The 26,494-nt window shown below is 30.7% G+C and carries 9 protein-coding genes and 1 pseudogene; 5 read left to right on the forward strand and 5 right to left on the reverse strand.

Annotated elements, in window-relative coordinates; all coding sequences use genetic code 11:
* Positions 1-217 precede the first annotated feature (217 nt).
* The 3 genes and pseudogenes from topA (at position 218) to dapE (ending at position 9,578) form a co-directional block, all read left to right on the forward strand.
* Positions 218-2,815: a type I DNA topoisomerase gene (gene topA / locus HACICURT3053_RS01435; protein ID WP_157991979.1), complete on the forward strand. Its 2,598-nt coding sequence runs from the start codon at positions 218-220 to the stop codon at positions 2,813-2,815.
* 1,185 nt (positions 2,816-4,000) lie between these two features.
* A pseudogene (gene cysB / locus HACICURT3053_RS01440) lies at positions 4,001-4,967 on the forward strand (HTH-type transcriptional regulator CysB).
* Positions 4,968-8,450: 3,483 nt separating this feature from the next.
* Positions 8,451-9,578 (forward strand): succinyl-diaminopimelate desuccinylase, encoded by a 1,128-nt coding sequence (gene dapE / locus HACICURT3053_RS01445; protein WP_157991980.1) that lies wholly within the window; start codon positions 8,451-8,453, stop codon positions 9,576-9,578.
* 1,077 nt (positions 9,579-10,655) lie between these two features.
* On the opposite strand, the gene holA is transcribed toward dapE, so the two are convergent.
* Genes holA through leuS form a run of 3 tightly spaced genes read right to left on the reverse strand, consistent with a single transcriptional unit; the run spans position 10,656 to position 14,888 of the window.
* Complete coding sequence (gene holA, locus HACICURT3053_RS01450; protein ID WP_157991981.1) at positions 10,656-11,684, reverse strand: DNA polymerase III subunit delta; 1,029 nt, start codon at positions 11,682-11,684, stop codon at positions 10,656-10,658.
* Complete coding sequence (gene lptE, locus HACICURT3053_RS01455) at positions 11,681-12,286, reverse strand: LPS assembly lipoprotein LptE (protein ID WP_157991982.1); 606 nt, start codon at positions 12,284-12,286, stop codon at positions 11,681-11,683. The genes holA and lptE overlap by 4 nt, the downstream gene beginning before the upstream one ends.
* A 19-nt stretch (positions 12,287-12,305) precedes the next feature.
* On the reverse strand, positions 12,306-14,888 hold the full coding sequence (leuS, locus tag HACICURT3053_RS01460; RefSeq protein WP_157992305.1) for a leucine--tRNA ligase: 2,583 nt from the start codon (positions 14,886-14,888) through the stop codon (positions 12,306-12,308).
* A 2,066-nt stretch (positions 14,889-16,954) separates the two neighbouring features.
* Here leuS and ligA point away from each other — a divergent pair.
* Entirely contained in the window at positions 16,955-18,733 is a 1,779-nt protein-coding gene (gene ligA, locus HACICURT3053_RS01465; protein WP_232037544.1) for an NAD-dependent DNA ligase LigA, read from the forward strand.
* Positions 18,734-19,910: 1,177 nt separating this feature from the next.
* Positions 19,911-22,265: an endopeptidase La gene (gene lon / locus HACICURT3053_RS01470; RefSeq protein ID WP_157991983.1), complete on the forward strand. Its 2,355-nt coding sequence runs from the start codon at positions 19,911-19,913 to the stop codon at positions 22,263-22,265.
* Between the two features lie 287 nt (positions 22,266-22,552).
* Here lon and rpoD read toward each other — a convergent pair whose 3' ends face one another.
* Both rpoD and dnaG read right to left on the reverse strand, forming a co-directional pair.
* Positions 22,553-24,391, reverse strand: a complete 1,839-nt coding sequence (gene rpoD / locus HACICURT3053_RS01475; RefSeq protein ID WP_157991984.1) for an RNA polymerase sigma factor RpoD — start codon at positions 24,389-24,391, stop codon at positions 22,553-22,555.
* 269 nt (positions 24,392-24,660) lie between these two features.
* The gene (dnaG, locus tag HACICURT3053_RS01480; RefSeq protein ID WP_157992307.1) at positions 24,661-26,403 is read right to left on the reverse strand and encodes a DNA primase; all 1,743 of its coding nucleotides are present in this window, start codon (positions 26,401-26,403) and stop codon (positions 24,661-24,663) included.
* Positions 26,404-26,494: the final 91 nt, after the last annotated feature.

Consider the following 26,494-nt stretch of genomic DNA (forward strand, 5'->3'; position numbering starts at 1 on the left):
ATGACAGATATTTTATAATATCAGTATTATAGACATTCAGTATTTATGTATAAGTTCCATATAAATTTGAAGAGCATTTATTGATAAGTCAATCCTATCTATAACATAGATAGACAATAATTATTTCATCTAAAATAACTATTATAAATTATATAATTGAACATCTTACAAAGAAAGAGCCTATGGCTTCATATAGTGTTAATTAGGCAAGGTAACTATGAGAAAAGTGTTAGTAATAGTTGAGTCTCCGGCAAAAGCAAAAACAATTAATAAATATCTTGGAAAAGATTATGTAGTGAAATCTAGTCTTGGTCATATTCGTGACTTGCCGACTAGCAGGAAGATAGAAAAAAAAAATATTTACAGTCACTCTGGTAATGCAGTTAATAAAAATAAAAACAATATAAATAAATCTTTAATTAGTCGCATGGGCATTGATCCTTTTAATGGTTGGAAGGCTAATTACCGGATCTTACCTGGAAAAGAAAAATTGGTGTCCGCGCTTAAAATATTAGCTGAGCAATCTAGATTTATCTATCTTGCAACCGATTTAGATCGAGAAGGCGAGGCGATTGCTTGGCATTTACAAGAAGTTATTGGCGGGGACAAAACGCGTTATAAGCGCATCGTTTTTAACGAAATCACTAAAAATTCTATCTGCCAAGCATTTAATCATCCAAGCATATTAAATATTAATCGCGTTTATGCACAGCAAGCACGGAGATTTATGGATCGTATAGTAGGTTATATGATTTCTCCTGTGCTGTGGAAAAAGATTGCACGGGGTCTTTCTGCTGGTCGCGTGCAATCAGTAGCGGTTCGTTTAGTTGTAGAACGTGAACGTGAGATTAAGTCTTTTACACCTGAAGAGTATTGGCTCTTACATGCTGAACTATCTACTTTAGAAGGCGTTAGTCTTCGGATGCAGGTTACTCATCAATCAAGACAAGCATTTTCTCCAAGTAAAGAATCTCAAATCAATATTGCTCTTGAGGTGTTAAAAACAGCCTGTTTTAAAGTTACCTTCTGTGAAGATAAACGCTCTATCAGAAATCCTAGTGCACCATTTATTACCTCAACGCTTCAGCAAGCTTCTAGTACGCGATTATCTTTTAGTGTTCAGCATACTATGGTTATGGCTCAATATCTTTATGAGGCCGGTTATATTACTTACATGCGCACTGATTCAACTAATTTAAGCCAAGATTCTTTAATTATGGTACGTGACTATATTGAGATAGTCTTTGGTAAGCAATACTTACCACAAGAAAAAAACCTATATAATAGCGCTAAGAATTCGCATGAAGCTCATGAAGCAATTCGTCCGTCAGATGTAAAAGTTCTTTTTTCACAACTTAATGACATGCCTGAAGACGCTAAAAAACTCTATAAGTTAATTTGGAGTCAATTTGTGTCCTGTCAAATGATACCTGCAATATATAATACTCGAACATTAATTGCAGAGGCTGCTAATTTTACTCTTAAAGAGAAAAAGAGAGTGTTGTTTTTTGATGGATGGACGCGGTTACTGTCAGTAACAGGAGAATGTACTGATAATAAAATCTTTCCTATAATAAGCGTTGGAAGTGTTTTAATTTTACAAAATCTTGTACCAACTCAGCGATTCACTAAGCCACCATATAGGTTTAGTGAGTCTTTATTAGTTCATGATCTTGAAAAAAGAGGTATTGGTCGCCCATCAACTTATTCTTCTATTATTTCGACCATTCAGGAGCGTGGATATGTTAGGGTAGAAAACCGCCGTTTTTATGCTGAGAAAATAGGTGAAATCGTTACTGATCGCTTAATAGATAACTTTCCTGACTTAATGGACTATAGCTTTACTGCCAATATGGAAGATAGTTTAGATCAAGTTGCACATAATCAAGTAGAGTGGAAGGAAGTCTTAGATATTTTTTTTCTAAATTTTAGTAAGCATCTAGAAAAAGCCGAAATGAATCCTGAAGTAGGTGGCATGCAGCCTAATAAAATGGTTCCTACATCTATAGAATGTCCGGTTTGTAGAAGTGGAATGGGTATTCGTACTGCAACTACTGGGGTTTTCCTTGGTTGTTCTTCCTATGCGTTACCTGCTGTTTCTCGGTGTAAAAAAACTATTAATCTTATTCCAGATAACGTAGTGTTTAATGATTTAGAAAATAACGAAGATAAAACGCATACATTTAGTATAAGACGACGATGTTTACTATGTAATACGATTATGGATTGTTATTTAATTGATTATCAACGTAAACTATATATATGTGGTCAAAACCCTGCGTGTAATGGTTATGAAATTCAATATGGTGAGTTTAAAATACAAGGCCGTACTGATCTTTCAATTTTATGCGAAAGATGTGGATCGGAAATGTCTATGAAAGTTGGTCGTTATGGAAAATATATGGCTTGCTTGAACGAACATTGTAAAAATACACGAAAAGTTCTGAGAAATGGAAATATAGCCCCACCGAAATTAGATCCAATCCCATTGCCAGAGTTGCTCTGTCAAACCTCAGATGCTTACTTTGTCTTACGTCAAAGTGCGTCAGGCATTTTTCTAGCTGCTAATACTTTTCCTAGGTCACGTGAAACTAGATCACCTAAGGTTGAAGAGTTACGACTTTATCGAGATCGTTTACCAACAAACCTGCATTACTTAGCTAATGCACCTGTTATAGATAGAGATGGTAATCCATCTATAGTTCGTTTTAGTCGTAAAAATAAAACACAGTTTGTTCTTACTGAACAAAACGGGAAAAAAACTGGTTGGTTTGCATATTTTATTGATGGTCGGTGGCAAGAAGTAAAACGTTAAATGATAGATATTGACTTTTCTCTATGTTTAAAAGATCTTCTTATTTTTTATAAGAAAGTTGTTCTATATTTGTTTATATATTTATAAAATGTAGCAGTTCTATAATTTTATATAGATCTCTCTTTAATTTAAGATTATTAGAGATAATAAAACGGATTTAGAATATAATAATGCGTTTATTTATGCATTAATGTTTAACTTCTTCGCATTTTTATATTCATTGGTTAATGAAACGTAACATAAAAGAGATAAATAATATGTATTAGATTGATTCAATGATAGAATTCTAATGATAGAGATAGATTTTTGATAAATGTTAAAAATTCTACATTTTAGAATGCTATCTTTATATATTTCAGTAATCACTGAGTGAACATTATATATTAAAACTTAATGTAAAGTGAACATTGTTTTAGAATTAATCAGTGATGGTGATTGTTATATAACGACTTATCGAAGATTTATCTTATATCCTATAAATGTCAATTAGAAATATAAGATAAATCATTTAATATAGTTTATTTATGATGCAATATTATGTTTTATTCTTCAGTTATAGCGTAGTGATATAAGTTATAATTTTTTTATATTCCAGAAGAGGACATATTTTAATATGTCTTTTAAGTACAGAAGATTGAATCTTATAAATAATGTCTGTAATTTTAAAAATATAGAATGGAGTTTGATATAAAATCATAACTAACTCTATGCAGAGTTTCAATATATTCATTGACCATCAGATTAACGTTGATATGATAACAGAGGAAATAAAAAATTATTAAAAAGTAGTAGAACAAATACTTTTATACTAAAATTGACATAACACTTTATTTATTAAAGTCTTTCTGAAAACGATATTATGATACTGTATAATACAGTAAGCTGAGTATACTTATTATCTCAAGATAATTAAAGTTTGTTCTTCTACTATATTAATCAATAGAATAATGGAGATGTTAAATAGTATGTGTTTTCTTAAATATCAGTCTGATTTTCAAAGTACTTACTGTATTGAGTTCTTTTATTGATCTGAGAACTCCTTTCTAGTTCGGTTTTATACAAGTTCATCAAATTTGATATAATATAATATATATAGAACTTTATTTGTAGAAAAAGCTTATCAAAGTAATTCATTGAGCTAATCTCTAAGTTTTTTATGTGGATCCAAAGAAGATGGAACACAAAATAAAATTAAATCAGTTACATTATATTGTCGAAGTCGTTAATCATAATTTGAATATACCTTCAACCAATGAAGGACTTTATAACCTGGCATTAGTAAGCAAATACGCATGCTGGAAGATTAATTAGGTATTCAGATGTTTTCTCGTAGCGGAAAACATCTGATTACAATCACCCCAGCAGCGGTCGACATTATTCGTATTGCACGCGATATTATGTCTAAAGTAGATTCGATTAAATTAGTAGTAGGTGAGCATACTTAGCCTAATAAAGGATTATTGTATATGTCTACTATATATACTCAATCACGTTATGCCTTACCTCAAACAATGAAAACGTTTCTTGATTGACACTCAGATGTATCTTTGCACATGAATCAAGGTTTTCCTTCTCAGATCGCTGAATTAGTTTGCCAAGGAAATACTGATTTTTGCGATTACTACTAAAGATGTGCATTTGTATAATGATTTAATCATGCTACCCTGTTATCATTGAAATCGTTCTATTATTGTTAAACCTAATCACCCTTTTGCCTCCAAAGAGTCAATCTTTATTGAAGAAGTTGCTAAATATCCATTAGTTACTTATACTTTTGGTTTTACGGATCGTTCAGAGCTTGATATTTCATTTTATCGTTATGGATTAACGCCGCATATTATTTTAACGTCTACTGACGCTGATGTAATTAAGACTTATGTAAGATTAGGTCTTTGTCTAGGGGTTATTGCGAGCATAGCGGTGAATCCAGTTTATGATCTTGATTTAGTCAGAATTAACGCAAAAGACCTATTTACTTTTAGCACAATTAAAATTTTTTCGTCGTAGAACTTTTCTTCGTAATTATATGTATGAATTTTATTCAGAGTTTTCTCCTTATTTAGTTCGCAACATTGTAGATACGGCTATGGTTTTACGTACTAATGATGATATAGAAAAAATGTTTAAAGATTTTGAACTACTAAAGAAATAGTATTTTTAACGTAGAAAAAACAAGATGAGATAATTAATTCAGTGTATAAAAATAAGGATTAATAATTTTTATTATTATCAAGATCTTTTTATTTCATTTCAGATTTGTTCATTAGTTAATCTAATTAACTTTGATCAATTTAAAAAAAATGTAGTTAGAAATTACATTTCTATTAGAATAAATTATTCATTTTTTCTGTAATTAGTTGAGACCAAAGAATTCAGTAAGGTTGTAACTAATAATCTTATTTTTCATAAGGTGAGTACAATAATCTATAAAATTAATTATGTAAGGTTATTATTGTAATAATAGAATTAATTAGTGAGATAATCTATCAATTTTATCAAATAAACTTGAAACAGAAATTATAGTGACTGCAAGATACAATATAAGGAGCATTGTACTTAAGTTAAGGTACTAGATTTAGGATATGACATTTCAAAAAATTATTGTTAAATTATTATATTTTCAAAATTTTTTGAAATAATCTGAGTTATTGAGTTTTATATGAGTGTATGAGATGTATCTATCGTTATAGATAACCGGATTGTTAGAAGGTTTTCAATGAAGTAAAATAAAAAAATTGAGTTAAAATTAACTAGAGTGATATTTTAATTTTTAATATATATGCTGGTGGATAGTTTAATTTTATAAAAAGGATGTATTATTCTTAATAAGAATAATAAATAAGTAGTAAATATACTATATAATAGACTAAATTAAATAAATATATATAAAATATATCATATCTATGATATATCTTTTTCATTTTTTTAAAAAATTATTATAAAAGTCGATTTTACATACATTTTCATATATTAATGATTATAGAATCGTAACATGATATAGCCGTAATATTAGAATGGATTTGTGTTGTATTGATCTAGTTTTTTCCTATTGTCACATATATGAATTTTGTCATTTTTATTAAGGTGGCAGTGTCTTTGTTTCTCAATCAATTTAGTTTTATCTTATTCTCAATCGACATTGACCTCTTGGGTTCAGAGCGTATTCTTTTTATAAATTGATTTTATCAAATAAAATTAATTGTATTTATATCAAATGATTATATTAATTTTTATTGGTTGATGTATTGTCAATATCTGATATTAAATCTGAGATAATCTATAGATTTATCGTACTTTTTGATGGCATGAAATTAGAGAATCAATAAGATATGATTTCGTTAGTATAGATGATTTATTAAATTGATACTCTTATTCTATCTTTAAAAATTAAAGAAGAATAAGAAGAGCATTTATAGTATATAAGATAATAATAAATAAATTTTTATTCTAGTACACAGCGCAGCAAGAATATAATTTTCTTTTTTAAAATATCTTATTAGATTCCATCTCTTAGAATATATGATGATGTGATTATATCTCTCATTTTTATAAAAAATTATGATCATTTTAATGTCATTCTACATAAAATAGACAGTATGTACTTTTTCACCAAAATAACTGAGTATAGATTGACTCTCTGAGCTAAATTTTTTATGTTTTTTATTATTTAAAATAGTTAAATAATAATATCCAAAAATTGTATATAAAATCATCAGTTGCACTGATAGTGCTCAACTTTGATTAGAAAAAAAATCTAATTAAGTTGATTAGGTAGAGACTAGAGAATATGGGGTGTTTTGTATAAATACAATTTGTGAGTAAATTGTATTTTTATCTTCAGAAAGAAATAATACCATAGATCGATTATGAATTAATTTATGATTTACAGCCAGATATCTTAATATAAGATATATATTAATTTAATGAAATCTTAGAATGTAAGATTATTTACATAGAAGATAGCGTTATTTTTACTGAATTTCTTGTTAGGGAAAATATGTTATATAATCTAATTTAAATCTTGTAATTCTTTTATTTTGTTTATTTTATATACTATCCTGGGTAAGGATATGACTTTGTATACATAGTTTTTCCAAAAAATATCAGAGACTTAGAGTTTTTCAAAAAGATTATTATAAAAAGTAATGCATACTAATTTATTTAATTATTACCTTATAATTAATGAATGAATTGGTTTTGTACTAAAAATTAGTAAGCAGTAAGTTGTCTATCATCGTCTACACATGTGAATTAGTTATCCATTTTATTTTGATAATTTATGGGCTTACTTATTAGTATGACTAATATTTAAATAAATTTAGATTTTATAATTACTGAGTGAATAGGGATATAATATTTAATTGATTTTTTTCAAATGATTTAAGCATTATAAAATATTATAGATGAGAAGAATAATTGTATAATAAATATAGACGAACGATTGAAAAATAAAGGTAATTTTGTTATATATTTTAATGACTTACAAATATGAACACCTACTTTCTGAATTATTTTTATTTAGAATGAATATATGATTGTGATAGAAAATCTATCAATTTTTCAATGATTCATATCAGTTTATTTTATTAAAAATTTAGTAATTATTTGATCATCTCTCATATTACTAGAGATGATCTATTAGATATATATAAAGATTATTTATAAGACATTAGGTTATTAATTGACAAGATAATAAAATTCAAAATGGAAGTTCTAAGGTTTTGTATTGTAATTCTAGTTAGTCATTAAAATATGATACTTTATCACGATAAAGGAAATAAATTGTTCTGATATTTAAATAGTAAAGTTTTACTATTAATTCATAATTAGTTTTTTTAAAAGAAATTAATTTCTAATCTTTGTAAATACTTGTTAAGATTCTTAATCTTATTCTCTTAAATTGACAATATACAAAAAATTAGATAATTTTTTAATTCACTGTTAAAGACAATATTTATATTGTTCTTAACAACGAAAATCAGTTAAATCACAAAAGAAATAAGTTTGTGGAAAGAAGAATATTATTAGTCAAATCTAATTTTTTATTAATTATTATTTTGCAATGATTTTATGCTATCATGATAGCATATTTCTTTTATCATGGTATTAATCATACGTAGTAGATATAAATCTATACTAAATAAATTATTAAATATAGTCGCATCCTGAGATTAAGAGATAAGCATCTAGATTGACATAATATGACTAGTATTTTAGTTAGGAGAAATATACAGAGTAGTAGAAAATATTTTTATATATTCTATAGTTACGATATTAATACTAGATAAGTTACTTGTTTTATTATAGTTTTCATAAGAAGAATGAGTTATAATTTATTTTATCTAAAAATGCATTATACATATAAGATCTACTATTCAATATTTTTATTATTTAAATTCATTGTTTAAAACAAATTGATTGGGAATATATATATTATATACTAATTCATAATTAGACCATCTTCATTTGATACGGATTTATAAATAGATTATATTTCAAATACTACATTTAGTAGTCGTTATTATTACATAATATGTATGTTTGTTCATATAAAAACAGTATTAGTATAATTCCAGGTTCAGAAAAGAGCTTTTTATATCTAAGTTATTTATTTCTTTAGGAAAGAAAGATCATTATGTATTGTCCAGTGATTGATCTCGTCAAACAACTTGTTAGATGCCCCTCTCTTAGTCCTGATGATGCGGGCTGTCAACCTATCTTAATAGATCGCTTACAGGCCATAGGTTTTACAATTGAATCAATCAACATTGGAAAAACATTAAATTTGTGGGCGTCACGAGGGGAAGGCAAAACCCTGGTTTTTTCAGGTCATACTGATGTTGTTTCAGTAGGTGAAATAAAGCATTGGTTATATTCACCATTCGAGCCATCTACTAAAAATGGGATGTTATTCGGTCGAGGAACTGCTGATATGAAAGGTTCTCTGGCGGCTATGATTGTTGCTGCAGAGCGCTTTGTACAATCACATCCACAACATCGAGGTCGTTTAGCATTTTTAATTACTTCTGATGAAGAAGGTTGTTCGATTAATGGAACAGTAAAAGTTGTAGAAAGATTAATGGAGCGTAATGAATGTATAGATTATTGCTTAGTAGGAGAACCATCGAGTAATGAAAAGCTGGGCGATGTAATCAAAAATGGTCGTCGTGGTTCTCTTACAGCAAATCTATTTGTGCATGGTATTCAAGGTCATATTGCTTATTCACATGTTGCTGATAATCCGATCCATCGCATAGTTCCGATTTTAAATCATCTGATAAATATACAATGGGATAGAGGTAATGCGTTTTTTTCTCCAACCTCCATGCAAATCGCTAATATACAGGCAGGAGCTGGAAGTAATAATACTATACCAGACAACTGCTTTGTACAGTTTAATTTTCGATTTAACACTCAGGTAAGTGCTTCAATAATTCAATCTCGTGTCGAGGATGTTTTAAATCAGAATCAGGTGAATTATAGTATTAAATGGGACATTATTAGACATCCCTTTTTGACTAAAAAGGGCAATCTGTTGAATGAAGTAGTAAATGCAATACAGCATTATTCAAAGATTACACCTAAAATTTTAACAACCGGAGGAACCTCTGATGGATACTTTATTGCTAAAATGGGAGCAGAAGTAGTGGAATTAGGTCCGGTAAACACCACAATTCACAAAATTAATGAATGTGTAAAGGAATCTGATTTAAAGATTCTAAGCTTGATGTATCAGAGAATTATGGAAAAGTTAGTTTCTTAAAGATGGTCAATCTACATGGTGTTCGGTATTATTAGTAGCTATTGATAACTATATCAATGTTTCTTATTCTTTCTGTTGTTGTCTATAAAGATTTAGCGGAAATTGATTTGAAAAATCATCTAGGTATAAATGTTATCTCCTTCTCTTATTAAGAAGTCGTCAAAGAGCAAATAAAGTAAAGGAAGAGGATTTAGTAGTAACATAATCATATTTTGTAAATCTATTTTTTTAAAAATGAACTTTTTAATATGTTAATAATTGAGATCTCAGAAGAAAGTTAGTCTATATCACAACTGAGAGAAAATAGTTAGTTGATTCTTTATCTCTATTTAGTTCGTGTTATTATGTTATATAAAGTTCTATCTGATTTGTTAAAAATACTATTTAGGTTATTTGAATAACCTCATATATACTAATTATATTAATTTTGATATAATTGTGTTAGATAAGAAATTACCTTAATCTTTTTAGTAAAAAGATACTAATGAGATAAGATTCGATATCGATTGTCACCAATATCAGTAGAGGATATTGATATCTTTAGTATATTTTTTTAGATATACTCGACCAAATGGATCGACAAATAATTTTTTATATTACATTGGTAATATAAATTCTCAATCATTACCAATATCCTATCGGTTGTCGTTTTTTTTAGATAACCATCGTTTTGAGATCATAAAACATCACTTATCAATAAGATCTTATCTTACTTGACATCATTTTTATATAGTTAATCGATTGTTAGGATCCGTAATAAAAGATAGAGATTAAAATATTCCTTTTTCTTTACGTACAATAGGTAACTGAATTAATATATATAATAGGATATGATTGTTTATTGCATGAAAATTAATATTAAATAAGAGAGTAATGTTTAATAACAAAGTGCGTTATGTTAACGCGCTATGACGATTTCCTATTGGATCGATCGGAGTATAGAGAGTTTTAATTAGATAGCAAAAATAGCTTATTTAGATCGAAAGAGAATTTATTTCTTCTTCTAGCTTCAGGTAGTCATGATAAATAGATCTAAAACGAAATCAAACTAAGTTTAAAATCTATGATAATTAGGTGTTATATTAAAAAACTCAATGGGAATTCAGGCTTTGAGAATGTTAATGTCAAAACTTCTAGTTCTATCCAAACTGATGGGATATGTTCTTCTTTTAAAAGAAGCTCTATTCGTGTTAATAATGTAAAGATATGAGTGAGCTTAGTAATACTTAGGCGCTGAAGTGCGTGACTTAATAGAGAGCGACGCTTTTGCCATACATGATACTGATCAAATAAAATTGGAAGCGGTATGTAAATCATCTTTCGTTTGAACTTTAATAATAAAAGAAGCTCATTTTGTAATATTCGTAAAAGGATGACTGATTCAGTATCTGTGGTTCGTATTTGACGAAGAATACGAAGTGCTCGCTGGCTATTTCCTAGAAATAGCGCATTTATCCAGTCAAACGGATTAAAGCATGCCGCATTATGAATCACTTGTTTGATGTGGGTCGATGTAAGATAACTGTTAGGCCATAGTATTGAACATTTATCTAATGCTTGAGAAAGCGCAAGAAGATTACCTTCATAATAGTAACATAATAGTTTATTGGAGTTATCGTCTAGTTTTAAATTAAGCTGTTTTGCTCTAGAGGCAATCCAAAAAGGTAGTGCTTTCTTCTCTGGTTCTTGACAAAACACTAATACTGAATGAGTGCAGATAGTTTTATACCAAGTTTCATTTTCTTGTCTTTTCGTTAATCTTGGGATGTGTATTATTAAGATAATATCACTATGTAATAATTCAACCAGTACAATAAGTTTCTTTTTTATTACTACATTTGGACCTTGTTCTGGTAATATGAGAAATAATATTTTTTTTCTGGAAAATAAACTAAATTCCTTAAAAATAGAGAAAATTTCTTGCCAATCAGTCTTATGATCTAATGAAATTGTAAGGTGTTCCTTAAAACCTTTATCTTTAGAAACTTTATGGATAGCCTCTTTTGCTTCTTGAATAAAAAAAATATTTGATCCATACAAGATATAACATTTTTTTAATTGCTGAGCTAATTGATTATTTAGCTTATCAGGATAAACTTGAATCATTGGTTAGAATTACAGTACGTTTCTGGTCTAATACGAGGGGATAGGTTTGAATTCTTGAGTCTAATTGGGTTATTTATCTTTTTTGTAGCATTAGTTGTTTCAAGATAAATCCTTGAGATTTGATGAATAAGATCGCTGACTACTTTTTTTCGTATATCATAAATAATAAGACTTTCTTCAGCGTCTTTAGCTAAAGGAGTATGTGGATTTTCAAAAAATGAACTCGATACTTGAGAAATAATCGGATAGAATCCTTGATTAGGTATTACCATATGCGCTTTTACAATCATTACAATAGAATATTCAGCAGTTTTGCCATCATAAAAAGTTGTAGTAGTATTACGATGAAGGATTTCTTTACCAAGATGAAAAGACGGAATATCCCCTTTTGTGCTTTCTTGATTGATGATATTAACATCATACTGTCTAAGTTGTTTATACATTTCCACTGTGAGTGGGCTATATAGATCTGCTGTATGTACGATAAGATTCTTCATTGAATCTGGTGTTGTGAAAGCTCGATGAAGATGATATCCACATCCATTTACCATGCAAATGGTCATGCTGATGATGAGTAATAGTGAGAATTTTATATAGTTCATTATATCAAATCTCTTGAGCCTAGTTAAGAACTAGATTAATTAACTGACCTGGTACATAAATAATCTTTCGAATCCTAGAGAAACGAAGATATTTTTCTATACAAGGTTCTTTTATAGCAAGAGCTTCAATTTGTGATTGAGTTGACTCTGAAGCGACAATAATTGTCCCTCTAATTTTATTATTCACTTGAATAGCTATAGTTAGATGATGTTCCTTTATTGCCTCTAGTTCCACTTGTGGCCATGGAGCAAAATCTATATTTCCATATCCGCCTAGCTCTCTCCATAAAATAAAACAGATATGTGGGGTAAATGGATGTAACATTCGAATTATAGCTAGCAATGCTTCCTGCATTAATGCCCGATCCTGATCGATCTCTTGTGGGGCGTGTTCTAATTTATTAAATAATTTCATTATAGCTGAAATTGCTGTGTTAAATGTTTGACGACGCCCTATGTCGTCAGATACTTTGCGAATAGTTTTATGAAGAGAACGGCGTAGTGTTTTTTGTTGATTGCTTAATCGATTGACATTTAATATCGTAGTCCTCCCTTGATTGACATGTTTTCTAGTTAATTTCCATATTCGTTTTAGAAAACGATGTGCTCCCTCAGCGCCAGAATTTCTCCATTCTAATGGCATCTCTGCCGGCGCAGAAAACATAATAAATAAACGAATGGTATCAGAACCATATCGGTCCACCATTAGTTGTACATTTATACCATTTTTTTTAGATTTTGACATTTTACTCATACCGGCATATACGAGTTTTTTTCCATTTTTATCAACAGCTTGAATGACCTGTCCTTGCGTATCACGCTTTACAACAACATTATTCGGCGCTATCCAACAATGTTCACCGTTATCACCAATTCGATAGAAAGCATCAGCTAAAACCATTCCTTGACATAAAAGACGTTTAGCGGGCTCATTAGTGCTCACTAGTCCTGCATCACGCAGTAGTTTATGGAAGAAACGAAAATAAAGAAGATGCATTATGGCATGTTCAATTCCTCCTACATATTGGTCCACTGGTAACCAATAGTTTGCAGATTTAGAGTCCAACATACCCTTGGAATAGTTTGGACAGGTATAACGTGCATAGTACCAGGATGATTGAATAAAGGTATCAAAGGTATCAGTCTCTCGTAGAGCTAATTGGCCATCAAGAGAAGTTTGTGCCCATTTTACATTGGTTTTAATTGGGCTAGCAATTCCATTCATCACTAAATCTTCTGGTAAGATAACGGGAAGCTCATATTCGGGCACAGGAATAATAGAGCCATCTTTAAGCGTGAGCATAGGTATAGGCGTTCCCCAATATCGTTGACGTGATACACTCCAATCACGGAGACGATATTTAACTATTTTTTGGCCAGAATTTTGTTTAATTAATTGATTCTGTATCTCTTTAGTTGCATTATCAGAGGATAATTCATTAAATTGACCTGAATTAAAGAGGATGCCTTTTTCTGTCATTGCTGATTGTTTTAAATCAGGGATCTGACTATCAGAATTAAGAATGACAGATTTAATTGCTATATGATATTTCATAGCAAAATCCCAATCAGCTTGATTATGGGCTGGTGTGCCCATAATAGCACCTGTTCCGTATTCCATGAGTACATAATTTGCAACCCAAATGGGTAATTTTTCTCCCGTCAATGGATGTTCTGCGAATAAATTAGTATTAATTCCTTTTTTTTCTAATTTAACTAAGTTAGATTCAGACACTTTAGTTTGTCGACAAGTAGCAATAAAAACGCCTAGAACGGGATGTACGAGAGAGATCTGATTGACCAAAGGATGATTGATTGCTATTGCAAGATAGGTAACACCCATTAAGGTATCAAGCCGGGTTGTATAAATCAAAAGCGCTTCTTTTTTACCTACAATTGGAAATTTTATCTCAGTTCCTTCAGAGCGACCGATCCAGTTACGTTGCATTGTTTTGACTTTTTCCGGCCATCCACTAAGTTGATCCAGATCATTAAGTAATTCCTCAGCATAGCTTGTTATTTTAATAAACCACTGTGGGATTTCTTGAAGCTCAATCTTGGATTGACAGCGCCAGCAAGAACCATTTATCACTTGTTCATTGGCTAATACTGTCATATCGTGTGGGCACCAATTTACTTCCGAAGTTTTTTTATAGACCAAACCCTTTTCATATAACTTAGTAAAGAACCATTGCTCCCAATGGTAATATTCTGGTTGGCAGGTAGTAATTTCACGGCTCCAATCATAACTAAATCCTAGTGATTGAATTTGAGTTTTCATATAGTTAATATTAGAACGGGTCCAGAATGATGGTTTGACATGATTCTCTACTGCAGCTTGTTCAGCTGGTAACCCAAAAGCATCCCATCCAATAGGTTGTAATACATTTTTACCCAGCATGCGTTGATAACGCGCGAGTGTATCACCAATAGTATAATTTCGTACATGACCCATGTGTAGATGACCAGATGGATAAGGAAGCATCGAGAGACAATAATATTTTTCTTTATCTGCTCTCTCAGAAACTTGAAATGTTTTATTTTCTTCCCAATATTTTTGGACAAAAGATTCTATTTCGTGTGGGCAATATTGCTCTTGCATCACTCTTGCGATCCTTTTCTAATCAAGTTTAAAAAAATAACATACTCTATATTATTGATTTTAAAGTGTGCTTTAATATAAACATCTAACAAGATTTTTTTAATGATGTTTACTACGAATGTTGTAATGCTGATATGATTAATTTTTTATGACTAAATTTGTTTTATTAAATGAAATCATATACTGATGTCATCATTTAATATACTAACCTCATAGTTTTTAAAGCCTAAAAATGTATAAAAAAAGATGAAATTGATAATTTCATTTGTACTTTTAATTATTTTCTTATTTTTATAAGATCAATTCAATGTGTTTATTACAGTAATAACAAATATTTTATGATATTTTGAGACATATATTAAAATGATTAAGAAAGCTAATAATATGTATCAACGTTATCTGCGTGATATATTATTTTGTATAAAAATCAATATTATTAGGATGTATTATTCTCATAGTTAGCGAAATTAATGAGTTTATATTCTATATATTAGAGAACACGCTTGAAATTTTAGATAAGATAAATACATTATTTTAGTAATAACTCAGTAATATATGAGTTTGCGGTTTTCATGCTTATTTTAAGATAAAAAATGAAAATTATACAATATTTATATATTCGCATATTGTAATGACTTAAAAACAATTAGAAGTTAATTGGTTTTTGTTCGAGAAAGAATGTATCTTAGGATAAGATCTAAGCTCTTTAATAGCATATTATTGAAGTGATTTCCAGAAGGATAATGATATTTATCACACCTTATTTAGTCTATCGGAATGCTACAGTAAGGAATATTTAAAAATAGATGTAATTTTAGACATGAGAAAATAATTATTACTTTATTCAATTAAAGAGATATTATTATGGCATTTGGCTTAGTTGTTTTGATCTTCCATAGTTAGAAGATATAGCTATAACAATATTATAAGAATTTTAACTATTAAAGTGATGTTTACATTTCTGATTGTAGTATCTTAAATAGAGATACATGATAATAGACGAGTTAGTAATTAATATTATTTTCTTTATTCTTAGAAATTTTTAATTTCAAAAAATAAAAATAAAATAAAAAATAGGATATTTATGAATCTTAATATAGAACAAAAATCTTTTTTTTCAGATTAGTTATGATATATGAATCATTATAGAGATTGTGTGTATCTCTAATACAAATACAGCTATCATATTCTGACCTATCTTTAACGAAGACAGAGAGTTTAATGACTGTACGCTTTATTTTTTTAGTATTTAAAATTATATTCTGACTGGAAGTTAATCAGATGAAATCTATATCTGTATTTATAGGAATAATTTACAAGAAAATATATTTTCTATATCTTTAAGAAAAATTAGGGAATACAGATTCTTAATCCGGAACGTAATGGTTAAATAACCAATTTATTCTTAAAGAAGAGATCATTAACAATCAATATATTATGTAGAATACTGTATTACATAGGTTATTTTAGAATATTTACTAATTATATGATGAGAGGATTATTATCTAGAAATAATGTCATTAATATCTAATTTCAATTTATATATAATTTTGATTGATAAAGATTATTTATCTTAAAAAATGGTTTATATAAAACACGTATATTGGTTTTTTTGGTATACATTTGACTCAATCTATAAAAATTATATTAGAGTTAGCACGCTTTATAATGAGGCTCATTTTGTCTTATTAAATAATATCACAGAATATTATTAACTGAATAAATAAGTATTTAATTTTAATTTATTGAATTTTATTATATTTATTGGTTTCTTTGCGTTCTTTAATGATGAGTGGAGAGAAAATTGATTTGTTAAAATAATTATGTTTAGGATTGATATCCTAATATTAAAAAATGTATTATTAATCATTCCGATCATGATAATATATTACAGGAATGATAAGATAGTGATCCTATTAAAATAGGATAGTCTAGAAGTAACTTGTAGAGAAAATTCGTATAATCGTGACTAGACTAAATAATGTCTTTCTTTTATTATTGTTAGTCACCTAGTGTGGATTTTTTCTATGTTTTTATGGTGGTATTATTGGTAGGAATGGTGTTATATGATCGATTCTATAAAAGATAAAATTACTAATCTCCAAATCCTTCTGCGTCATTATCAATATCAATACCACATGTTGGACCAACCGGAAGTTTCAGATTCTGAATATGATTTACTAATCAATGAACTGCGTGTATTAGAAAAAGAATACCCGAAGTTTCTAATGACTGACTCACCGACTCAATGTATTGGTTCTTCCCCTATGTCACGAAATACTTTAAAAAAAGTATATCATGAAGTACCTATGCTATCATTAGATAATGTTATTGACAAAAATAGTTATCTAGCTTTTCATAAACGAATAGAAGACGAGTTGTATGATTCGGATCAAATCAGATTTTGTTGTGAGTTAAAATTTGATGGTCTTGCAGTTAGTTTGCTATATGAAGATAGACGGTTAGTCCGGGCTTCTACTCGTGGAGATGGTAATAATGGAGAAAATATTACTAATAATATACGAATGATTAAATCTATTCCCTCTTATTTAAATGGACATAACATCCCAAAGCATCTTGAAGTGCGAGGAGAAGCTTTTATGTTTCTTTCACATTTTAAAAAAATAAATTATGAAGCACTGTCTTCTGGACATAAAGTTTTTTCTAATCCTCGTAATGCTGCTGCAGGATCATTGCGTCAAATAGATCCATGTATTACGCTTAAACGTCAACTTAGTTTTATTTGTTATGGACTAGGGCTGGTGGAAGGAGGAACAATGCCAACTAGTCATATCAAATGTCTGAAAAAATTTCGGGACTGGGGGTTGCCGGTTAGTGAACATACGCGTCTTTGTTATACCAGAGATGAAGTATTAGAGTTTTATGATCAAATGAAAATAAACCGACCTTTTTTGGACTATGATATTGATGGTGTAGTCATTAAAGTTGATGACTTATTATTACAAAAGAAGCTAGGATGTATTACACATGCCCCCCGATGGGCAGTGGCTTTTAAATTTCCAGCTCAAGAAAAAATTACAACTGTTCGTGATATAGACTTTCAAGTAGGTCGAACTGGCGTTCTGACGCCGGTGGCTAAATTAGAGCCCGTCAGTATTTCTGGAGTAATAGTAAGCAGTGCTACGTTGTATAATACTAGCTCAATTAGTCGATTAGGAATTAGAATTGGAGATCGTGTGACTATTCGAAGAGCAGGTGATGTGATCCCTCAGATTGTTAGTATAATTGGTAGTAATGCTCAAAGATATGAAGTGATCATTCCAATTTTTTGTCCGGCATGCGGATCAGTGTTAAAGCGCGAAAAGGGAGAAACAGGTGTGCGTTGTACCAATGGTCTGACTTGCAGCGCGCAGCTTAAAGGAGCTTTAAAACATTTTGTATCACGAAGAGCTTTAAATATTCATGGAATAGGTGAAAAAATTATTACTCAATTAGTGGAGAAAAAATATGTTAAAAATTTAGCTGATTTATTTAATCTAACCATTACTCAGCTGAGTGAGATGGAGCACATGGGACCCAAAGCAGCACAATATTTAGTAGATCAATTAGAGAAAGCAAAAAAAACTACCTTTTCGCGTTTTTTGTATGCTCTTGGGATTTCTAACATTGGACAGACAACTGCAGTTAATCTTGCAGCTCATTTCAAGACTTTAGATGCATTAATGAATGCTAACATAGATGATTTAATTTTAGTAAATGGTATAGGAAGAGTGGTTGCTGGACGAATACGACACTTTTTAGACGAAGAAAATAATCGTCAAGTGATTCGTATATTGATAAAGGACATTGGAATCACTTGGATGCCCATGGTTGGATTGTATTAAAAACTCATAGAGAATCATTAGGTAATGATATTATTTAAATAATTGATTTAACGATGTTTATAGAATATATTTTCAATATTATATAAACATGTTAAGTTATATTTAATGTTATTTTTCTAAAAATAGAATCGTATGCAATTTTAAAAAGATTCTAATGAATCTAGTGCGAGAATTATTTGGAAGTTTTGAAAAAGATTAGATAATGAAGATATATAATCTTATTATGATAGAATCATAGGGTAATATCTTTTTTATTCTTTTTGCAAAGAAGTAATTATTTATATAATAAGACTTATAATGTAATTTACATACTCATATGATAAGCAATCTAATTTTTTAGAATGTTAGTAGATATTTCAGTAAAATTTTATAGATTAATTTTTTAATATTTTAGATGATACAAAAACACAATGATAAGTTATATTTTGTTTATGGAAATCTTCCATTTAAGTTAAATTCACAAAATTAAAAAATAAAGCGATAAATTTATATAATCATATGATCGATGACCAGTTGATTCATACATAAATAAATATTAATACAGATTAATGTCTAGATATGTCTGATGTATATAAATAAAATCTATTAAAAAATTAGTGATAATATAAATCCACGGATTGAATGTAATATAACAATATATTAGAAATTAGATAAAACATGATATAATCTTAATTATTAAATGGTATTGATCAGAAGTATTCAAATTTTTTGAGATCAGAAGAGAGATATATTCTATATATGAATATATAGAAATTAATATTTTTATATTTACTTAATAACACAGTTATTACGATATATCGTTAATCAGTCCAGGTATCATTGTTAATGACGAATAACTATTGATTTAGTATAAAGAAACTTGTATTACAAACCTGGTGGTTATAAGTTACTCAAAATTTAAATTAGATTTCGGTTTGAGAAATTCCAAATTTTATTAGAAATAATATACCATTGTGTTAATAGTAGATAGCATCTTATTTATTCCTTTTAATAATTTTTACTAGAATGCGGGAAAAAATCTACTTAGTTCCTTTCTCCCTACTTTAATATTGAATCTATTAAATTCATCCCCATATATCTATATACTTGTGGATTCAATTGGATTAAAAACTTATTTTGTTTGCATTTTGCAGTCCTGCTTTACTCAGGCTAAAATTAAATTAAGAGAGAGAGCTCTATGAATCCTGAGCGTATTAAGCATATTGAAATTCCTGTTTTACCCTTGCGGGATGTTGTTGTCTATCCTCATATGGTGATACCGTTGTTTGTTGGACGAGAAAAATCTATTTGCTGTCTTGAAACTGCTATCGATCATGATAATAAGATTATGTTAGTTGCCCAGAAAGAGGCTTCTACGGATAACCCTAGTATTCAGGATTTATTTTCAGTTGGTACTGTTGCCTCTGTCTTGCAGATGCTAAAATTACCTGACGGTACCGTAAAAGTTCTTGTTGAGGGCTTGCAACGTGCTCATATAACAAAATTATCTGATAATGGCGATCATTTTACAGCTAAAGCAGAGTATCTTGTTTCCCCTAAAATTGAAGAACGTGAACAAGAAGTATTGGTACGAACTGCCATTAATCAATTCGAAGGATATATTAAGTTAAATAAAAAAATTCCACCTGAAGTCCTAACATCTATTAATAGCATTGATGACGCAGCACGTTTAGCAGATATTGTCGCCGCACATATGCCATTAAAGTTAGCGGATAAGCAGTCAATATTAGAAATGTCAGATGTTAGTGAACGTTTAGAGTATTTAATGGCAATGATGGAGTCAGGAATTGATTTATTAGAAGTTGAGCAACGTATTCGTAGTCGTGTTAAAAAACAAATGGAAAAAAGTCAACGCGAATACTATCTAAATGAGCAAATGAAAGCTATTCAGAAAGAATTAGGTGATATGGATGAATCCCCTGATGAACATGAAATATTAAGACGGAAGATTGATAGCTCTAAAATGCCGAAAGAAGCTAGGGAGAAAACCGAATCTGAATTACAAAAGTTAAAAACGATGTCTCCGATGTCAGCAGAAGCAACAGTTGTGCGTGGATATATTGATTGGATGGTTCAAGTACCATGGAGTGCTCGTAGTAAGGTAAAGAAAGATCTAAGAAAGGCCCAAGAAACCTTAGATATTGATCATTTTGGTTTAGAGCGCGTGAAAGATCGAATTATTGAATATCTAGCGGTACAAAATCGAGTCAATAAAGCAAAGGGTCCAATTCTTTGTTTAGTTGGACCACCTGGCGTAGGTAAAACATCTTTAGGTCAATCGGTTGCTAAAGCGACTGGGAGAAAATATGTGCGTATGGCGCTAGGGGGTATCCGGGATGAAGCAGAAATTCGTGGACATCGTCGTACGTACATTGGGTCAATGCCTGGAAAATTAATTCAAAAAATGGCAAAAGTAGGAGTGAAAAACCCATTATTTTTGTTAGATGAAATTGACAAGATGTCATCAGATATGCGTGGAGATCCTTCTTCAGCTCTTCTAGAAGTGCTGGATCCAGAGCAGAATATTTCTTTTAATGATCACTATCTAGAAGTAGATTATGATCTATCTGATGTTATGTTTTTTGCAACATCCAATTCAATGAACATTCCTGCACCATTACTGGATCGTATGGAAGTCATTCGTTTATCCGGTTATACAGAAGATGAAAAATTAAATATTGCTAAACAACATCTTTTAGCAAAGCAAACGGGACGTCATGCTTTAAGAGAAAATGAACTAACCATTGATGAAAGTGCTATAATTAGTATCATTCGTTACTATACGCGTGAAGCTGGCGTGCGCAATCTAGAACGTGAGTTATCAAAATTATGCAGAAAAGCAGTTAAAATTCTTCTTATGACGAAGTCGATTAAACATATTAGAATTGATTCTAATAACTTAAAAGATTATTTAGGCATACAACGTTACAATTATGGTCGAGCTGACAGTCAGGATCGAGTAGGGCAAGTCACAGGATTAGCATGGACAGAAGTTGGTGGTGATTTATTGACGATAGAAACAGTATGTGTTCCAGGCCAGGGAAAGTTAACATATACAGGTTCTCTCGGAGAAGTAATGCAGGAATCAATTCAAGCTGCATTAACAGTGGTTAGAGCTCGGACAAAAAAACTAGAAATCAAAAGTGATTTTTATGAGAAACAAGACATTCACGTACATGTGCCAGAAGGGGCGACACCAAAAGATGGGCCAAGCGCAGGTATTGCAATGTGCACCGCACTAGTGTCCAGTCTGACTGGAAACCCAGTTCGTGCTGATGTTGCTATGACTGGTGAAATTACTTTACGAGGTCAGGTTTTACCTATTGGTGGGTTGAAAGAAAAGCTCTTAGCAGCCCACCGCGGAGGTATTAAAACAGTGCTTATTCCTCATGAAAATGAGCGCGATCTGGAAGAGATTCCAGAAAATATTATTTCTGACATTGAGATTAAGCTAGTCACGTGCATTGAAGAAGTGTTGAGTTATGCATTAAAAACCGCGTCTTTATCTGATAACATACTCGAGAACATATAACTTAACGTATATCTATTATATATAATTTATAACATTTATTTATTAGGATAGAATCCTAGATAAATCGATAAGAAGATCTACATTGCAAAACTAGTTCATTAAAAAATTTATACTAGATACGACTGTTCTGTAATAATTTATTTGACATATACCAAACGTCCTGTAATGAGTTTAATTAATGATTATTAATACAGTTATATAAGAATAATACAAAGAAAAATAGTCATGATGTTATCATATTAATATTTCTCTGTAAGATACTATCTTACTTTACTAAAAGTAAAAATTTAATCATCCAAAAAGCTTCGGAGAACTTCAGAGCGACTAGGATGACGTAGTTTACGAAGCGCTTTGGCTTCAATTTGTCGGATTCGCTCACGTGTAACATCAAATTGTTTTCCAACTTCTTCCAAAGTATGATCGGTATTCATATCGATACCAAAGCGCATCCGTAAAACTTTAGCTTCACGCGCAGTTAGACCAGACAAAACTTCATGAGTAGCTGAACGAAGACTTTCAGAAGTTGCCGATTCTAATGGGAGTTCTAATGTAGTATCTTCAATAAAATCACCAAGATGCGAATCTTCATCATCTCCTACGGGAGATTCCATTGAGATTGGTTCTTTAGCAATTTTCATTACTTTTCTGATCTTATCTTCTGGCATCATAAGGCGTTCAGCTAATTCTTCTGCTGTAGGTTCTCGCCCGATTTCTTGTAATATCTGCCGTGAAATTCGATTCAGTTTATTAATAGTTTCAATCATGTGCACTGGAATACGGATAGTACGTGCTTGATCTGCGATAGAGCGGGTAATAGCTTGTCGAATCCACCAGGTAGCATAAGTTGAAAATTTATAACCACGTCGATATTCAAATTTATCGACTGCTTTCATCAGTCCAATATTACCTTCTTGAATTAGATCTAGAAATTGCAGTCCACGATTAGTATATTTTTTAGCAATAGATATAACTAGACGTAAATTTGCTTCAACCATCTCTTTCTTGGCTCGACGAGCTTTGGCTTCTCCAATGGCCATTCGACGGTTAATATCTTTTACCTGCTCAATAGTGAGCCCTGTTTCATCTTCAATTTGTTGTAATTTGTGCAAGCTTCGTGCGACATCATCTGAAACGTCTTTCAGCTTTTCTGACCATCGCTTATTCATATCTATAGCGGATTGAAACCATATTCCATTTGTTTCATGACCAGAAAACATTGTGATAAAATGTTTTTTCGGCATTTTACATAAATCAACACATAACTTAATGATTATGCGCTCTTGAGTTCGAACGCGATCCATCATTATTCGCATGCTATTAACTAATAAATCAAATTGCTTTGGTACAAGACGGAACTGCTTAAAGACATCTGATAGGTTTTGAATTTCTTCAAGTGCTTCTGTATGGTTTCGGGTTCTCATTTTAATTACAGAGCGCGTCATTTCATACTGATGACGCAAGTCAGTAAATTTTTCACTTGCTAATTCAACGTCGATACTATGTTCATCCTCCGCCTCATTGTCGCTAGATTCTTCTTCTTCGTCATTTTCATGATCGTTTGTAGATAATTCGGGTCCTATATGCATAGGAGACGAAGAGATGTCTTCTTCCGCATTAGGATCAACGAAACCAGTAATCAAGTCAGATAAACGAGCCTCTCCTGCCTGGACGCGATCATATTGTTCTAATAAATATGTAATGGCTTCAGGATATTCTGCAACAGAACATTGAACTTGATTAATTCCATCTTCAATACGTTTTGCGATATCAATTTCGCCCTCACGTGTTAATAATTCTACTGTACCCATTTCACGCATATACATACGAACTGGATCAGTGGTGCGTCCAATTTCAGACTCAACACTAGATAATACTTGAGCGGCTGCTTCAGCCGCATCGTCATCAGTATCGTTGCTATTATCATTTAACATTAACTCATCAACATCGGGTGCTTCCTCTAAAACTTGAATACCCATGTTATTAATCACCTGGATGATATCTTCGATCTGATCAGAATCGATAATATCTTCCGGCAGATGGTCATTAACCTCAGCATAGGTAAGATAGCCTTGCTCCTTACCACGAGTAACAAGTAGCTTCAGCTGTGACTGCGGGTTTTGCTCCATAAGACGGCGTCCATAATTCTTTAATTAGATTCTCTTGGTTGACTAAGATTCCAAGAATAATAGTGTGGGTCGTTCTAGTTACTGTTATGACCCGTTATAGTGGTGTTGAGTTTTAAGTAAAAACTCACTAAACACTGACTTTAATTGTATTTAATTACAATCACCTTACTTTCCGTACTAGTTAGTAAAGCAATGATGCTTATTTGTATATTGATCATTCTTTAATATTATTTAATAGATGAGATCATATCGTAAGTTGACTTTCTATACTATTTTTTTAGAGCTTTGTTTATCTTCCATAGAACGCGTTTTTCCTCACTACTAAGTCCATTGGAGCGATCATAGGCAATTAGTTCTTCTAGCTTTCGCTCTAAGGCATAATTGTAAATTCTCCTGAGAGAATCAAGAAACATTGTTTCGATTTGCTCATCTATTACCATGTGGTTCCACATTACTAATCTTTCAAGGTAATGGATAAATTTTGTTCCCCGATAGAGCTCTAGTAACTGACCTGTATTTAAGTCAGGATAAGTTATACAAGTTTTTACTAGGTCGATAAATAATAGTATACCAGGTATTTCTAGTGACTCTAATCTATCTAGATTAGGAACTGTTTTTACTAAATTCGGTTGGTGAATTAAGAGACTAGTTAATATACGTATTGTAATGTGTTTAATTGATGGGTTTATAATACTTTCTTTATTTTTTTCTTTTCTTAAAAAAGAGTGATCGAGCTTCTTATCATCAAGCAAACCTAATCTATTTCCTAATTCTTGACGCAGATAAACACGTAAAGCACTACCTGGTATTTGATGCACAAGAGGTAGCGCTAAAGAGCTAAGTCGCGCTCGACCTTCTGGAAAACTTAAATCTACTTTCGATATAAGCGTATTAAGCAAAAAGACTGAAAGAGGAGTTGCATTGTCCATGCGTTTTTCAAATGATTCTTTACCTTCTTTACGCACCAAAGTGTCAGGATCTTCATTATTAGGTAGAAACATAAAATGTAGAGTGCGTCCATCGTTCATATACGGTAAGCTAATAATTAATGTGCGCCAAGCTGCTTGGTATCCTGCTTTATCGCCGTCATAACAACAGATCACTGTATCAGTAAGACGAAATAACATATGAACATGTTCAGATGTTGTAGAAGTACCAAGAGAGGCTACTGCATAACAGACTCCAAATTGAGTTAAAGTTAGTACATCCATGTAGCCCTCAACCACTAGTAATTTTCTTGGTTTAGGGTTATTAGTTAGTGCTTCATATAAACCATATAAATGACGACCTTTATGAAAGATTTCTGTTTCGGGAGAGTTTAGATATTTTGGTCTTTCATTATTGATCGCTCTTCCTCCGAATCCAATTACTCGTCCTCTTTTATCGTGAATAGGAAACATAATTCGATCTCGGAATCGATCATAAGACCATTTTTGATTGTTGGTAATTAACATACCTGAATTCATTAATAACTGACGTTGGGAGGAGGTTCTCCCAAAATATTTTAAGACGTTATTCCAACCTGGTGGGGCGAATCCAATAGAAAAATACTGAATAATTTTATTACTAATCCCTCTATGTGTAAGGTAACTATATGCTCCTGATATTGGTTGTTGCAATAAAGTATGTTGATAAAATTTACTTAATTTATTCATTAATTGATATAAAAGAGGACGTTGATAGCTTTCAGGTTGTTTTAATGGATTACTTTTATTATTTGGAACTTTTAGACCATGTATATTTGCTAATTCTTCAATGCTTTCAATAAAATTTAAATGTTCATAATGAATAAGAAAGTCGATGACGTTACCATGAGCTCCGCAACCAAAGCAGTGATAAAATTGTTTTTCACGATTTACAGTAAAAGAAGGGGTTTTTTCATTATGAAAGGGACAACATGCATTGTAATTTTTACCAAGTTTTTTTAATTTAATATGACAGTTAATAAAACTTACGATATCTGTTCTTTCTAATAAATTTTTAATAAATAAAACTGGAATCCGCCCCGTCATAAGCTTATTATACATCCTGTATTATCCGATCTTTATCACTTGCATATGATAAAGAGAACTAATCCGTACTTCCTTAAAAACACGGATTAGA

This window comes from Candidatus Erwinia haradaeae (assembly GCF_900698855.1).
GTDB classification, from domain to species: Bacteria; Pseudomonadota; Gammaproteobacteria; order Enterobacterales; family Enterobacteriaceae; genus Erwinia_E; species Erwinia_E haradaeae_F.